This window comes from Streptomyces sp. NPDC012935, from assembly GCF_042900345.1.
Taxonomy (GTDB): Bacteria; Actinomycetota; Actinomycetes; order Streptomycetales; family Streptomycetaceae; genus Streptomyces.
The window spans coordinates 197109-211304 of sequence record NZ_JBIBBC010000012.1 but is presented as its reverse complement, the minus strand read 5'-3'; the positions used below and the strand labels follow the sequence as shown (position 1 = coordinate 211304).

The following is a 14196-nucleotide window of genomic DNA, read 5'->3' as shown; positions in this document are numbered from 1 at the left end:
ACGTCACCACGGGACGCATCCGCAGGACCCTTTGAGGCACCGCGTTCCGGAGCTCTATCCGCCGAGCGTGCTGTTGATAGCGGCCGTGCCGGCCTCGTGCAGCCACTGACTAGCCATTGACTCTGGAGCCCTCCCTAGCGTGCCCATGACGGCGTCGTACGCACGGCGCAGTGCTGTTGGGTTCGGCTGCTGAGCTGATGCTTCGTCGCGTAGCGCTGTGGCCTCCTCACCGAGCTCGGCTTCAGCGGTTTCATCGAGACCGAGCTCGGGAATTTTCGTCAGCACATCCTTCGCGAATTGCAGCAGCGCGTTCGGTTCCAGACCCCATGTGTTGTTCATGGTGTTCTGGCGTCCGATTTGGGTGCCCTGAGCTCCGGCTTGGACCGTCGTGTTGTAGGTGTCCCCCGTTGATGTGGGCCTGGGGTAGAGAAACTCTGACACAGTCATCCCGCTTTCTGCGCAGTCGAGTCCTAGACGAGTCAGGGAAAGCCGCTGCGCGGTATGGATTTCCCGATACCCGGGGTCAGTCCAGTTCGCCTTTTGGATCAGTTCCACAAGGTCTCGTTCGGCTAGGTATTCCATCGCTTCCCGCAAGTCCTCCAGCTCTAGTGGAATTCCTTCGAACGAAGCGTCGAGAGACCTCATGAAAGCATTGCAGGCTGGCGTACGGTCACCATGGTGGTGCTGCCGATGCACCCAGTACAGGAGAGCGTTACGTGTGTAGACGGCACGGGCAGTCGGATTCTGAGCCGCGCGGGCAACGCGCAGTGCCTCACGTTCTCCCGCTTCCTGCTGTCTCTCCGCAGCCCGCCTCGCCTTCTCGGCCGGAGACGGGGTGGCAACTGTGGCCGCCGCTATCAGCATGCGGCCGATTCCGTTGAGACCTCGGCGCAGTCCGGTCGGTTGCTCGTTGGGACTATCTCGGTCCATCAGGGTCTCCCCCTTCGACGCACCCGTACGGCCTCCTGCAACGAGGCACAGGTTCCCGCAGCAAGGGCCCAGGTGCCGTCAAAACAAGCGACATCGACAGAACCGCTCATGAAGCGACTCCCACAGTCAGGTACAAGCGACCCCACAAGGCCATGATGCCGTCAGGCTGCTTGGCCGTAACCATCGAGGGCGGGCGGTTTCCTGCTCTAAGCACCTGTGGCGTTCGTAGGCTGAATGTGGGATCTCACTGGCCGGACTCTGCGGCGACGCTGTGACGCGTGGCTTCAGGCTTGTCTCAGTCCGTGTCCCCGTGGATCAGTCTCACGAACGTGGCCCTGGCGCTTGCTGGGCCTATGGTTGTGAGCTCGGGCTCGCCTCGTAGGTGATCACGAGCCAGCGCCTTGTCTCGTGATTGCTCGGGCCGTCCGGGCGGCCTTCTCCTCGGTGTCCGAGAGGGCCGCGCTCCCCATGCCGAACAGCCCCTGCCGTAGGAACACCGCCAGGCCGTGCGCGGCGGCGGCGATCCGGAGCAATAGGTCGAACGCGGCTTCCGGGGATGGCGCGAGTTGCTGGGCAACCGGCAGCAAAAGGCTGGCCACCTCGTCGCCAGCCGAGGCCAGTTCGGCGAACCTGGATTTGTCGAGTCCCGCGTTGAAGGTCACATCGAACAGAGCAGGTTCCTCGGTAGCGAATCTGACGTATGCCGCCGCAAAAGAGGCCAGTTGTTCGACGGGGCCCTCGCTGCCGCTCATGGCCTCGGCGAAGCGATTCCGCTGCTCGCGGTAGCCCTGTATGGCGAGTTCCGCCAGCAGCGTGTCCCGGTCGGCGAAGTGCTTGTACGGCGCCGCGACGCTCACTCCGGCCCGACGGCTTGCCTCGGCCAGCGTGAAGTCGCGGGGGCCTCGCTCGCCGACCAGTTCCAAGGACGCTTGCAGGAGGGAGTTGCGCAGGTCGCCGTGGTGGGGACCGACGGGACGTCGAGCAACGGGAGGCAGTTCGCCACCGACCACCTGGGCCATTTCGCCCTCGCCACCGGCCTGCACGGCGCGCTGGCCGCCGACGGCAACGCCCGTGTTGTGGTGGTGAGTTCCACCGGCCATCAGCAGTCGCCGATCGTGTGGGACGACGTCAACTTCGCCTTCCGCCCCTATGACCCGTGGCTGGCCTACGGGCAGTCCAAGACCGCCAACGCCCTGATGCCGGGCGCCATCTACACGAACCTGCAACGGCACACCGGTGGCCGGGGCAGCGGCCGCGTCCCCGCCGAGCTGATCAAGACCGTCGAACAGGGCGCCGCCACATCGGCGCTCCTCGCCACCTCGCCGCTGCTCGAAGGCGTCGGCGGCCGCTACTTCGTCGACTGCAACGAGACCGAGATCGTCGACCGACGCTCCGGCACCCTGCACGGCGTCGCCCGCTATGCCGTCGACCCGGCGGGCGCGCGGCGCCTGTGGGACCTGTCGCAGAATCTCCTCGCCGGCGCCGCGTGATCGGACGCGGCCCGGCTAGACAGTTGCTCCTGCCGGCCAGCGGCTCGGTTACCGGTTCTCTTCGGCCTGTTTCCAGAAAGGGGCCGTTGCGGGGATGAGGGGCAGGGCGGAGCGGACGCGCCCGAAGCGATCGTCCTGGGCCGACCAGGAGGCGTGGGCGCCGTCGATCTCGGCGCGGGTGCGGGCGACGAAGTTCCACCACATGAGGATCGGTTCTGGGAACGGTTCGCCACCGAGCAGGATCGCGCGGGCCGGTTCGCGCACTTGAAGGTGGAGTTCGTCACGGCCTTCGCCAAGGTATCCGAGCCTGCCCGGCAGCAGCGGCCTGCCGTAGAGACGGCCACCGCTCCTTCCAGGACGATCAGGGCGTACTCGAAGTCGGTGCGCAGTGGCACGGTGGCCGGTGCCCGCAGGTCCAGGTCAGTCCCCACCAGCGGTGTGTCGTGCCGGGCTGGGCTGGCCAGACCGGCGAAGTCACCGATCAGGACGGTGGCCGCACCCGCGCCGCCGTCCAGGTCGGCCCGGGGCAGCTCGGAGTGGTGCTCAAAGGCGGCCGGCCCCTGCCGGGTGGTCTCCGGCAGGGCGATCCACAGCTGGATCCCTTCCAGGGTGCCCCGGTAGTGGCCGGTGGCCTCCTCCGCGTGGGCGACGCCGCCGCCGGCGGTCATCAGGTTGAGCTGCCCGGGTTTGATCACCTGTTCGGAGCCGAGGCTGTCGCGGTGAAGCACCTGTCCATCGGTGAGCCAAGTGACGGTCTGCAGCCCGATGTGCGGGTGCGGGCCGATGTCCAGGCCGCTGTTCTCGGTGACGTCTGCCGGCCCCATGTGGTCGGCGAAGCACCAGGCACCGACCGTGCGGCGGCCCCGGCGCGGCAGCGCTCGCCGCACGCGGATCTTCCCGACCGTCTCCTCGCGGCTGTCGCTCACCTCCACACAAGCAGCCGTGGGGTGGCCGACGTCGGCCAACGCGGGGGGCGCGTCGACCACGCCGACTGGTCCACTCATCACGGCACCTCGTTTTTCTGGCTCTCGCGCCGAGAAGGTCGGCGGGGGATGGCCTGCAACGGAAGCAGCCCACATTGCTGGGGTTTCACCTAATCCCAGCCATCACAGCAGATGCCGATCGCGGACGCGGCTGGCGCCACGCACGTAGCCCATACATCACCGGCCAACCGAGCTGCAGCACTCGAGATGGCACGGCTCGAACCAGCAGGCTGCGGCAGCGGCTCACCTACAGGGGCGCCCGACCGGTGTTGGCGGGAGCGTGCGCAGCATTCGCTGTGGTCGCATCGGTGGACCTGACGGTCGTCCTCCGCCGCCGCAGGAGGCAGCGTCGTCTCCGCTGGACCGCCCGGTGAGTTCCAGGGCCTTGGCTGCTACGGGTGAGTCGAGCCGGAGTGCGCTTCTTTTCGCGCAGCACGGTCCCGCCGCAGCTTGTCTAGGGAAGGATCTTGATCGAGCTTTGCCAGTTCAGTTGGAGTTGCTGCTGGAGGGAGATGTGCAGGAATCCGATCGCCTCCAGCTCCCGTGCTCTGCGCAGGGGTCCGACGTCGAACGGGCGCATCGCGCCGGCGCGGACAAAGTCCGCGATCTTGTCCTTGGCTGATGAGTCGTCTCCGGCGATCAGGACGTCGAGCGGGAAGTCATGGCCTTCGCCTGTCATCAGTGGGCCGGCGAAGGTGGTGTTGAACGCTTTGACGACCTTCACGCCCGTGCCGACGATCTTCTGGATCTCCTCGGCAGCCGAGCTGTCCGAGGGTGTCACCCGCCCATCCATGGTCGAGACGTCGATGGGGTTGCAGATGTCCACCAGGACCTGCCCGTCCAGCGCAGACCCCAAGGATCTCGCGACCTGCGATGCCGCGTCGTACCACAGTGCGAGCACGGTGACATCGGCCGCCTCCACCGAAGCGGCCCAGTCGCTCTGGCCGTCAGGGAACCGCTGCTTGAGTTCCTCGGCCAGTGCCCGAGCACGGTCGGCGTCGGGGTGGACCAGGCACACACCATGGCCGCCGGCCAGGGCACGGGTGGCGATGGCGCGGCCCATGTTTCCGGGACCCACAATGTTGATCTTCACTGGTGCTGCCTTCCGGGTCGGCGGAGCGTACGACGCCGTAGGGTCCGTCGGCCTGCAAATGGACAGGGCTGGCCCCGGCGCGACGGGCCGCGGCAGCGTTCAGGACGCCGAAGGGCGCAGATGCATCCCTATCCCGATGCTCGACGGCTGTGGGTGAAGGCCGGTCACTGTCACCTGGTTGCCGACACGAGCGGGCTGCTGACGTATGGGGAATGTGGTACATCCCCAGGCGTTTTGTCGGCACATCGACTCGTGCCTACGCCGCCGATTGCGGCTGCCGGTTCGCCGGCGGAGTCGGCCCGAACAGCACGCTCTCATCCTCACCGTCACGGATGTCGCCGGGCGCAGCCGACGGTAGGCGACTCCTTGGCCCACGTACGCCGGCCGTGTCCTGCTACTGCCGTTAACAAGAGGGCAAATCGGGCCACTCCAATGATCGCGCTGCCGGTTTGTGGGGGCGCTGGGGCAGGGTTCGGTCAGGTCGGCGGAGCGGCGCCTACGCCATCCCGCACGGACATCAGCAAGGCCGTCCGTCCCCAACCCCACAGGGAGATGCGGCATGAGCGACGATCGTTCCGACAGCCGTTCCGGCGACACGGGCAGGCTAGTGCAGCGCACGCGGTCCCGCCATCACTCTTCTGCCGACTCAGCGCTGGTACAGCCACCGGTACGGTGCTGGTGATCTGCCGCTACTCGGCCGCCTCTTGCACCTCGTCGGTGCTGGGCGCGTGGAGGATGCACAGGAGCAGGACCGGAGTTCAACCGCGAACCGACCGGGGACGACCGCCAGTTTCCCCGCCGGAGTGCCGGCCGCACTGACGGCGGGGTGCGGCGGCAGGCCCACCGCCGAGCAGACGCGAGAACCACCCCAGGAGGACCTCGGCGAACGCCGGCGGCAGTGAGCCGTGCCTACATGCGTTCATGGAGTTCGACGGCGAGGGGTGTGGCGGTGAACATGGAGGAATAGGTACCCACGGCGAGGCCGATGAGCAGGGCGAGGGCGAAGTCGGTGAGGGAGTCGCCGCCGAGGACGGCCAGGGCAGTGAGGATGAAGGCGGCGCCCATGCCGGTGTTGACGGTGCGGGGCAGGGTCTGCAGGAGCGCTCGGTTGGCGATGATTGCGAAAGGTGCCTTGCCGTCGCGTCGGCTCAGGTCTCTGATGCGGTCGAATACGACGACGGAGTCGTTGACCGAGTAGCCGATGACGGTCAGCAGCGCGGCGAGGAAGACGCCGTCGATGGGTTTGCCGAGCCAGGCGAAGACTCCGACGAGGATCACCGTGTCGTGGGCGAGGGCGGCGACCGCGGAGGTGCCGAACAGCCAGCGGAAGCGGGCAGCGAGGTACAGGAGCTGGGCGCCAAGGGCGACGGCGAGGGCGATCAGGGCGCCGTGGCGCAGTTCCTTGCCGAGGCTGGGGCCGATGGCTTCGTCGCGGAGCTTGTCGGCGCGGCTGGTCAGAGTGCTGATGGTTTCGGTGACGGTGGCCGCTTGCGCATTCGTCAGCTGGTCGGTGCGGACGGTGAGTTGGTTGTCGCCGGAGGTCTGGACGACGGCGCGGGGGAACCCGGCGTCGGCGAGGGTGGCGCGCGCCCGGTCGGGGTCGACGGGAGTGGCGGTGGTGTATTCGATGAGGCGGCCCCCGGTGAATTCGATACCGAACTCCAGGCCGCGCACGGCGATCCCGGAGGCGGCCAGGACCAGGACGGCGGCGGAGGCGGCCAGCCACCGCCGGGGCCGGCGCATCAGGTGGGGGTTCTTGCGGGTGAGGCGGTCCCGGACGGTGCCGGTGTGGGCGATGCCCGTCAGGCGAGGGCGGCGGCGCAGCCAGGGCCGGGAGACGGCATGGTCGGCGAGCGCGCGGGTGATGACCAGAGCGCTGAACATGGAGGCGAGCACACCGATGCCCAAGGTGACGCCGAAGCCGCGCACGGGTCCGGAGGCGAGGATGAACAGCAGGCCGGCGGCGATGAGGGTGGTGATGTTGGAGTCGGCGATCGCGCTGAAGGCGCCGCGGAACCCGGAGGTCAGCGAGGAGCGCGGGCTGGGCCGGAGTCGGGCGGCGTACTCCTCGCGGGCGCGTTCGAAGACGAGGACGTTGGCGTCGATGGCCATGCCGATCGCCAGAACGAACCCGGCGAGTCCGGGCAGTGTGAGGGTGGCGCCGAGGGCGGCCAGGGCGGCGTAGGAGATCAGGCCGTAGCAGGCCAGCGCCACGGTGGCCGACGCGCCCATGAGCCGGTAGACGGCGATGATGAACAGCGCGGTCAGCGCGGTGCCCACGGCGGCGGCCCAGGCGCTGGCGGTGATGGCCTGCGCGCCCAGGGTGGGGCCGACGGTGCGCTGCTCGACGGTCTCCACGGGTACGGGCAGAGCGCCGCCGTTGATGAGCAGCGCCAGTTCCTTGGCTTCGGCGGCGGTGAAGGAGCCGGTGATCTGCGTGGAGCCGCCGCTGATGCCCGAGCTGCAGCCGACCGAGGGGTCGACCTGCGGCGAGGAGATGATCTTCTCGTCCAGCAAGATGGCGACCCGTCGTGAGGGATCTCCCGCCGGGTGGCAGGCGGCCTTGCCGGTCAGGCGGGCCCAGCCGTCGCGGCCGGATCCCGCGAAGTCGACGGTGACCTGCCATCCCGCGCCGCCCTGTTGCTCGAAGCGGGCGGCGGCCTCCCTGACGTCCTTGCCGGTCAGCGCACTCGCCTCGAGACGGAGCAGTTGGCCGGACTCGTCGGCCAGAACCTGTTGGCGGGGCCGCTTGGGCAGCGGTTTGGCGGTGTCGTCGGCGCCGGTGGCGGTGCCGACGACCTGGTGGAAGGTGAGCTGGGCGGTGCGGCCGAGCACGTCCGCGGCCTTGGACGGGTCCTGTACGCCGGGTAGTTCGACGACGATCCGGTTGTCGCCGGAGCGGGCGAGGGTGGGTTCGGCGACGCCGAGTGCGTCGATGCGGCCGCGCAGCACCTCCAGGGTGCGGTCGGTGGCTTCGCTGTCGGCGTCAGCGGTGGCGGTGGGGCGGGTTTCCAGCACGATCTGCGTGCCGCCGCGCAGATCGAGTCCGAGGTGGACGGGCACCGTGAAGGTGATGTACAGCGACAGGGCAACTGCAGCGAGGGCGAGCAGCCCCCGGATGCGCAGGGCGCGGGTCAAAGTGGGCCTCCGGCAGGCACACCGCGGCCAGGGACAGCGGCCGCGGTCGAGGGAAAGAAGGGGAGAGACGCTCAGGTGCCTGGGCGCGGAGGAGGTGCCCGCCCCTGGTGACGGCTTGCCGGATAAGGGGAAGCGGGCGGGCTCGCCGCCAGCGGGTTCAAGCGAGCGGGCGACGGCGGGATGTGGGCCCCGCAGTCCGAGGTGAGGGCGGCGGTGACCGGCGGTGCGGACCGCTCAGCGGGGGTGTCGCGAGGAGCTCGGACCAGGGCGTTGCAGACGGCGGCGTGCCCGTCGTCCGCGTACGGTCCACTGCTGGCCCACACGGCACCGGACGCCGGTGCCACACCGTCGGAGAGGTACGTGCTGCCGTGTGCCGGCGGGCCGAGCAGGATTGTGAGGACAGCGAGCAGGACAGCGATCACCGCTGCCGGGCCGATGCCGCCCGCGCGGGGGACGGCGTGCAAGGAGCGTGCCATGCGCCGTCCCCTTCTTGTTGTCGTTGGTGGCTGGGCGGCGCTGGGTCTGTCGGAGGCCGCAAGGTCCCGGCTGGGAAGTGGGCAAGCGAACCCTTGAGGCAGTCAGCAGGGCCGGGCCGGTCAGGGTTCGATGAGGCCGGCGCGGATGGCGTAGCGGGTGAGTTCCAGGCGGTCGCGCAGGCCGAGTTTTTGCAGCAGGTTCGCCCGGTGCCGGTGGACGGTTTTGATGCTGATGAAGAGCATCTCGGCGATCTCCTTGGAGGAGTGGCCTTCGGCGACGAGCTTGAGCACCTCTTCTTCTCGGGGTGTGAGGACCTGCTCGTGGGGTTCCTCGCCGTGGCGGACGCGGTCGAGGTAGTTGCGGATGAGGGCGGTGACCGCGCCCGGGTAGAGGAAAGGCTCGTCGCGCATGGCGGCCCGGCAGGCCGCGACCAGGTCGCGGTCGGCCACGGACTTCAGCACGTATCCGCTGGCGCCGGCCTTCAGCGCCTGGAAGAAGTACTGCTCGTTGTCGTGCATGGTCAGCATCAGCACACGCAGTTGAGGCCTGAGCGCGCTCAGTTCGCGGGCGGCCTGCAGGCCGGTCATCCGGGGCATGGCGATGTCCAGCACGGCCAAGTCGACCTCGTGAGTTCGGGCCAGGGCGATGGCCTCGGCACCGTCGCCGGCCTCGGCGACGACCTGAAGGTCTGGCTCCCGGTCAAGGATGAGCCGCACGCCGCGACGCACCAGCGCATGGTCGTCGGCGAGGAGGATACGGATCACTGGCGTATCGGTCGCGGTCATGGCTGCTCCCTGACGACGGGCACGGCCAGCCGGACCTGCGTGCCGGCCTGCGGCTGGGAGGTGACCTCCAGCGTTGCCCCGATCAGTAGGGCCCGCTCACGCATCCCCCGGATCCCCGCGCCTTCGCGCGCGACTCCTGTCCCACGGCCGTCATCCGCGACGGCCAGCACCACCATGCCGTCGGTGGGGCGCAGGCTCACCTCCACCCGACCGGCCTCGGCATGGCGGGCCACGTTGGTCAGAGCCTCCTGGGCGACGCGGTACAGCACCAGTTCGCTCTGCTCATCGAGATCGGGCAGGGCCGCATCGAAGTGGCGCACCACACGCAGCCCCGTGTGGGTTGCAAACTCTGTGGTCAGCGAGGTCAGGGCACTGACCAGGCCGAGATCCTCCAGGACGCCCGGCCGCAGCCGGCGCACCAGGCGGCGCACCTCGTCCAGGCTCTCCCGGGTGATCTCCTGCGCCTGGTGCAGCTCACCGCGCAGGGTCTCGTCCGCCTCGTCCGCCGCCCGTTTCAGCCCCAACAGGATCGCGGTCATGCTCTGGCCGACCTCGTCGTGGAGCTCCTGGGCGATGCGGCGCCGCTCGGCCTCCTGCGCGAGCAGCGCACGGGCGCTGCTCGCGGCCCGCTCATGCTCAAGCCTCTCCAGCATGGCGTTGAAGGTGCGGATCAGCTCGGCGATCCCGCCGTGTCCGTGTTCCGGCAGCCGCTGTCCGGGGCGCAGCAGGTCGACGGTGGTCATCAGCTTCGTGAGCCGGTCCAGGGGCGCCAATCCGATCCGTAGCAGGGCAGCATTGGCGATCAGCATGACCACCAAGCCCGCCACGAGGATGATTGCTTCGGTCAACAGAACCGGTACGGAAACTGTCACCGGAGCCCACAACAGCAGCGCGGTCGCGGTCCCGAGCACCACGGCGTTGAGAGCGAAGATCCGCCAGAACAGGGACACCGGGATGACGCCTTCCTCTGCCTCTTCGGGACACGGCCTTGTCTCTACTGTCGGTCACCACGTACCCCGAGCACTCCTTGCGGCCACTGCTCTGGACCGGCCTGAGGCCAGCCTTCCCGCGGCCGCTGGATCCGTCGATGGGCTCCAATGCCCATTTCCGCCCCCCTGGCCTGCCCACGCCACGAACACTCGCAGACTGTCCACCGGAGAAGTTCGCGTACAGCCGCGCCTTGCGACGGCTGGCCGCGTCCGATGGCTCATGCGGAACCCGTCGCGCAAGAGGGCTGAATGTGGCGTTGGTCTACGGGTTGCATGTCATCAGCGACCACAGTGTCGGTACCCGACCATGACCTCGACCCTGACCTCGACATGACCTCGACCACGGCCGGTCAGCGGGCTGTGACTCGCGGGCCAGGCGAGCGGCAGGGTGGACCCGGTCGCGGCACCGCTAAGAGCACCTAACAGAAGGCCTGGTCGTAGCCAAATCCCCTTCCAGGCTGAGTCGGCAGTGCTGCAGGAGGCGCTCGAGCCCGAGCTGCACGAGGCCTTACTGGGCCGTCCGCCGCGCGGAGGCGTAGCTGCTCGCGATGTTCACCGACGCGGACGTCATCGAGGCCGTCCGCCGGCGGTATTGACTGGCTACTCCTCGGGCTCCCAGGCGATCAGCTGCTCGAACACCTGCTGGTCGCCGTCGATCTTCAGGTCGCTCAGCGTGAGGCGGCCCCAGACGAAGAGGAGCAGCTGCTCGGCCGTGCCCGTCGCCGAAGCGGAGGCGGGCGCGGCGTCGTCCGTGAGGGGTGCGGGCCAGGCGCCGGTGCCGTCCAGCGCGAGGAGCCAGGAGCGGCCCTCGGTGGCGTGGTAGTGGATGGTGGCGGCCTCGTGCGGCCAGGCCGCCGGGGTGGAGTTGCAGGTGTCGAGAAACTCGGCCACGCCGTCGATCGCGACGTCCACCGGCATCGGCTGCACGGCGCCTGCGGCGAGCTGGGCGTCGTAGGTGTGCACCAGCACCTCGTGCACCCGACGCCGGGCAACGCCCCAGGCATTCGCCGGCGACACGCCGACGCCCCACCACGCCCAGCAGTCGCGCTCCGGGCCAGCCTCGCGCAGCACACTCAGCAGCTGCTCGTTCGACTCGGCGTACCAGGCCAGCAGCGCCTCGAGCTCGCGCGGCACCCCCGCGGCATCCTTGGCCGGCGGAGCCTCGGCCGGGCCAGCGGATACGATCGCGGCCCACCAGCGCTGGCCCGTACCCAGGTGCTGCACCAGATCGAACAACGTCCACTCAGGGCAGGACGGCACCGGCGCGTCAAGGCTGGGCGCGGCGGCAACCGCACTCCGGAACGCGGCCGACCGCTCGTCGATCAGTTGCAGCAGGGCGGAATACTCAAGACTCTCTGTCACATCGCTTGGCTATCACCCGAGCTCAGCCGACCGCACCCTATTTTCCAGGCCGTCAGATGCGGGAGTTGGAGCACCTAGTAGAAGCCTGGTCGTATCCATATCCCCTTCCTGGCTGGCTCGTTGAACGAATCATGGGGAAAGGGATGGGGGCGGATCGACCCGTTGCTGCCGGTCAGGCAGCGGCGTCCGCGCCATCCCGGCCGGCTACTGACCGAGCTGCACCGTGCCGGGAAGCTGGACTGGTCCCGGGCGGTGATCGACGGCTCCCACCTCCGGGCCCGTCGGGGCGGCCCAGAACCGGGCCGAGCCCGGTCGACCGTGCCCGGCCCGGCTCGAAGCACCACGTCATCACCGACGCAGGCGCCACCTCGCTCGCCATCACCCTGACCGGTGGCAACCGCTACGACATACCCAGTTGCTGCCCCTGCTCGACGCGATCCCGCGGATCCGCGGAGTGACCGGTCGCCCCCGACACCGGCCGCGGCAGTTGTTCGCCGACCGGGGCTACGACTTCGACAAGTACCGTCGGCTCCTGTGGAAGCGCGGCATCAAGCCGGTCATCGCCCGACGCGGAGTTCCGCACGGCTCCAGCCTGGGCTCGGTCGCTGGGTAGTCGAGCGGACGAACGCTTGGATCCACGGCTGCCGACGGCTACGGAGCTGCTACGGATCCGCTGGGAGATCCGCGACGACATCGCAGTGGGCGGCAAGGTGATCGACCTGATGGCCGCCCTCAACGAGCCCGCGTGGTGCTCACGTTCTGTCTGGTGTTCAGGATGCTGCGGCGCGACGCCTTCGGCGTTGGGGAGGTCAGCCCGGCATGGCCGCAGCCCTGCGCCGGACAACCAGGACGGCGGTGTCGTCCTGCGCCGTACCGCCCGTGTGCTGTCGCAGTTCGGTACGAACGGTTTGTGTGAGTTCCGCGGGCGGGACGTCCCGCCAGGCGGCCAGGCGTTCGTCAAGTGGGTAGAAGGCCCCTGACCGGTTACGTGCTTCCGTCACTCCGTCGGTGCACAGCAGCAGCGTGGAGCCGCGGGGAAAGTCGAACCATTCGACGATGCGGGGCTCGTCGGCGAACGAGCCCAGGCCCAACGGCACGGACGGTGTCCGTGTCAGCACCGGGCCCACCCGCTCGCCGTGCAGCAGGTGGGGAGGGATGTGGCCGCAGTTGACCGCTTGCGCCTCCGGACCCGCCTCCACGTTCAGGACCAGCGCGGTGACGAACCGCTCCCGATCTCCCACCTGTGCCGCGAACGAGTTGTGCCGCAGCACCGCGTTCTCCATGCTGTCCACGACCGCGGTCAGCGTGGGCTCCGTCAGCGCGGCCTCCCGGAAGGCGCTCAGCACGGCATAGGCTGTCCCTATGGCCGGCAGGCCCTTGCCCTGGACATCGGCGATGAGCACGCGGCTGCCATGGGGAGAGGCCACGACCTCATAGATGTCACCTCCGACCCGGCTGTCCTCCTCCACCGGCTCATACAGACCGTGGACTAGAAGTTGATCTGTGAGCAGGGGAAAGGGGCGGAGGATCTGGCGTTGCAGTTCGGCCGCGGCCGAACGCAGCCGGGTGATCTCCCCTTCCCGGCGGATGCGCTCCATCGCTCGGGCGATGCTCAGGCCGCTGAACAGCACGGCGAACACCATCACGCTCAGATTGCCACCCACTGTTGCCAACGGAGTGTCGATCAGCGAGGCGCCGACGACGAGGGTCACCCAGACGGAGGCGAACGCGGTCTGCCGGACGGTCCCCTTCCCGGCGATCAACGCGGGAAGGAGGACAAGAAAGGGAGCAAGCCTCGTGTCTCGGCCGGCGACGACGGCGGTGAGGACCAGGACCGCCGTAATGACCGAGAGCCAAAGCAGCACGGCTCGCCAGGTGAGGGGCACGGGGAGGTCGTCGCGGCTTCCGACCGCCGCAGTTCCGGCTGTTTCGTGCGGTAGGCCCACAGCGGTACCGGTCGTCAGAGACCGGGCCCGACGCAACCGTGCCAGTGCGGCGCAATCGCGACCTGGAGATACCCATCATGGGGATGCTCCGGCACGGCGACGTCGCTCAACTCCGTCGCCGGGGCCCCACTGCCCTCGCCGCGTGCGAACTCGCCGGCCGCCCGGATGCCGCGATCGGCGTCGGGATGGACGAGGCAGGCGCCACGCCCCCCGGTGAGTGACCGGGCGGCGATGGACCGCCGCGTGCTGCCCGGACCCGCAACGTAAATCTTCACTGGTTGAACCTTCCGACTGCGGTGGGCACACGGCCTTCTCGACCGAGGACTTCTCAGAAGCACCCCTAACCGGCGACACGGCCGATCCACGTTGCGAAGGCCTGACTTCACTCGGATGCCAGCGGGACATCCCGCCACGCAGCGTCGGCTCCGATGCAGCATGTGACCGTCACGCCGTGCTGCTGCCTACGGAATTGAGGAAGCCAGTCTCCCCGTGGGCTGGAACGGCGCCTCGGGCCGATCAGGGACGAACAGCACCTGTGCGCATTTGGGGAGCTCAACCGCATGGTCCTGCCTGTACGCCAGGAAACGGAGCACAAGCTGAGCCCTACCGCTCGGACCGTCTGGTTGCGCACGGTCCCTTCTGCGGTCACGGCCCGCAGGATCGGTTCCGGCCTCAGCCTCTCAAGGCGTTGCGGCGCAGTTCGTTGCCGAGGCTGGGGCCGATGAGCTCGTCGCGGATCTTGTCGGTGTCGCCGCCGAGGTTGCGACGGTTCGTGTGACGGTGCCCGCATCGGCGTCGGTGAGTCCCGGGTGCGTACCAACAGAGCCGTAGCCGTACCCAGGGCCATCGCAATGAGCCCGAAGATCCGCCAGAACAGGGACACCTGACGTTACGCCGCCTTCTGGGATGCGGCCTGCCGCGACTGTCGGACATGCGCACCCCAGACGGGCCGGCGGAGCCCGTGGCCTCAATCAAGCCTGCCCGTGCCCGGTCGCCGGGTCGA

The 14196-nt window shown here is 68.9% G+C and carries 11 protein-coding genes and 3 pseudogenes; 3 read left to right on the top strand and 11 right to left on the bottom strand.

Translation table 11 applies throughout. The features are described 5' to 3' along the window. Positions 1-54 precede the first annotated feature (54 nt). Positions 55-645: a hypothetical protein gene (locus ACFY5C_RS27345; RefSeq protein WP_389448451.1), complete on the bottom strand. Its 591-nt coding sequence runs from the start codon at positions 643-645 to the stop codon at positions 55-57. A 671-nt stretch (positions 646-1316) separates the two neighbouring features. Next, complete coding sequence (locus ACFY5C_RS27340; RefSeq protein ID WP_389448448.1) at positions 1317-1853, bottom strand: TetR/AcrR family transcriptional regulator; 537 nt, start codon at positions 1851-1853, stop codon at positions 1317-1319. Positions 1854-1922: 69 nt separating this feature from the next. On the opposite strand from ACFY5C_RS27340, the pseudogene ACFY5C_RS27335 reads away from it, so the two are divergent. Continuing rightward, a pseudogene (locus ACFY5C_RS27335) lies at positions 1923-2420 on the top strand (oxidoreductase); the annotation flags it as partial. Between the two features lie 48 nt (positions 2421-2468). On the opposite strand, the gene ACFY5C_RS27330 reads toward ACFY5C_RS27335, so the two are convergent. From ACFY5C_RS27330 to ACFY5C_RS27295, 8 genes and pseudogenes are all read right to left on the bottom strand, one after another. Then, entirely contained in the window at positions 2469-2684 is a 216-nt protein-coding gene (locus tag ACFY5C_RS27330) for a pirin-like C-terminal cupin domain-containing protein (RefSeq protein ID WP_389448624.1), read from the bottom strand. 380 nt (positions 2685-3064) lie between these two features. After that, a pseudogene (locus tag ACFY5C_RS27325) lies at positions 3065-3424 on the bottom strand (pirin family protein); the annotation flags it as partial. 433 nt (positions 3425-3857) lie between these two features. Next, positions 3858-4496, bottom strand: a complete 639-nt coding sequence (locus tag ACFY5C_RS27320) for an NADPH-dependent F420 reductase (protein WP_389448445.1) — start codon at positions 4494-4496, stop codon at positions 3858-3860. A gap of 909 nt (positions 4497-5405) precedes the next feature. Further along, positions 5406-7634 (bottom strand): protein translocase subunit SecD, encoded by a 2229-nt coding sequence (gene secD, locus ACFY5C_RS27315; protein WP_389448442.1) that lies wholly within the window; start codon positions 7632-7634, stop codon positions 5406-5408. A 71-nt stretch (positions 7635-7705) separates the two neighbouring features. Next, positions 7706-8110: a hypothetical protein gene (locus tag ACFY5C_RS27310; protein WP_389448439.1), complete on the bottom strand. Its 405-nt coding sequence runs from the start codon at positions 8108-8110 to the stop codon at positions 7706-7708. A gap of 120 nt (positions 8111-8230) precedes the next feature. After that, positions 8231-8896: a response regulator gene (locus ACFY5C_RS27305; protein ID WP_389448436.1), complete on the bottom strand. Its 666-nt coding sequence runs from the start codon at positions 8894-8896 to the stop codon at positions 8231-8233. After that, positions 8893-9846, bottom strand: a complete 954-nt coding sequence (locus ACFY5C_RS27300) for a HAMP domain-containing sensor histidine kinase (protein WP_389448433.1) — start codon at positions 9844-9846, stop codon at positions 8893-8895. The genes ACFY5C_RS27305 and ACFY5C_RS27300 overlap by 4 nt, the downstream gene beginning before the upstream one ends. Before the next feature lie 639 nt (positions 9847-10485). Further along, positions 10486-11247 (bottom strand): maleylpyruvate isomerase family mycothiol-dependent enzyme, encoded by a 762-nt coding sequence (locus tag ACFY5C_RS27295; protein WP_389448431.1) that lies wholly within the window; start codon positions 11245-11247, stop codon positions 10486-10488. A gap of 204 nt (positions 11248-11451) precedes the next feature. Between ACFY5C_RS27295 and ACFY5C_RS27290 the strand changes: the two are divergent. Continuing rightward, positions 11452-11958 (top strand): annotated as a pseudogene (locus ACFY5C_RS27290) (IS5 family transposase); the annotation flags it as partial. 98 nt (positions 11959-12056) lie between these two features. Here the strand turns inward: ACFY5C_RS27290 and ACFY5C_RS27285 are convergent. Next, on the bottom strand, positions 12057-13112 hold the full coding sequence (locus ACFY5C_RS27285) for a PP2C family protein-serine/threonine phosphatase (protein ID WP_389448428.1): 1056 nt from the start codon (positions 13110-13112) through the stop codon (positions 12057-12059). A gap of 158 nt (positions 13113-13270) precedes the next feature. Here ACFY5C_RS27285 and ACFY5C_RS27280 point away from each other — a divergent pair, with 158 nt between their 5' ends. Further along, on the top strand, positions 13271-13414 hold the full coding sequence (locus ACFY5C_RS27280; protein WP_389448425.1) for a hypothetical protein: 144 nt from the start codon (positions 13271-13273) through the stop codon (positions 13412-13414). Positions 13415-14196 lie beyond the last annotated feature (782 nt).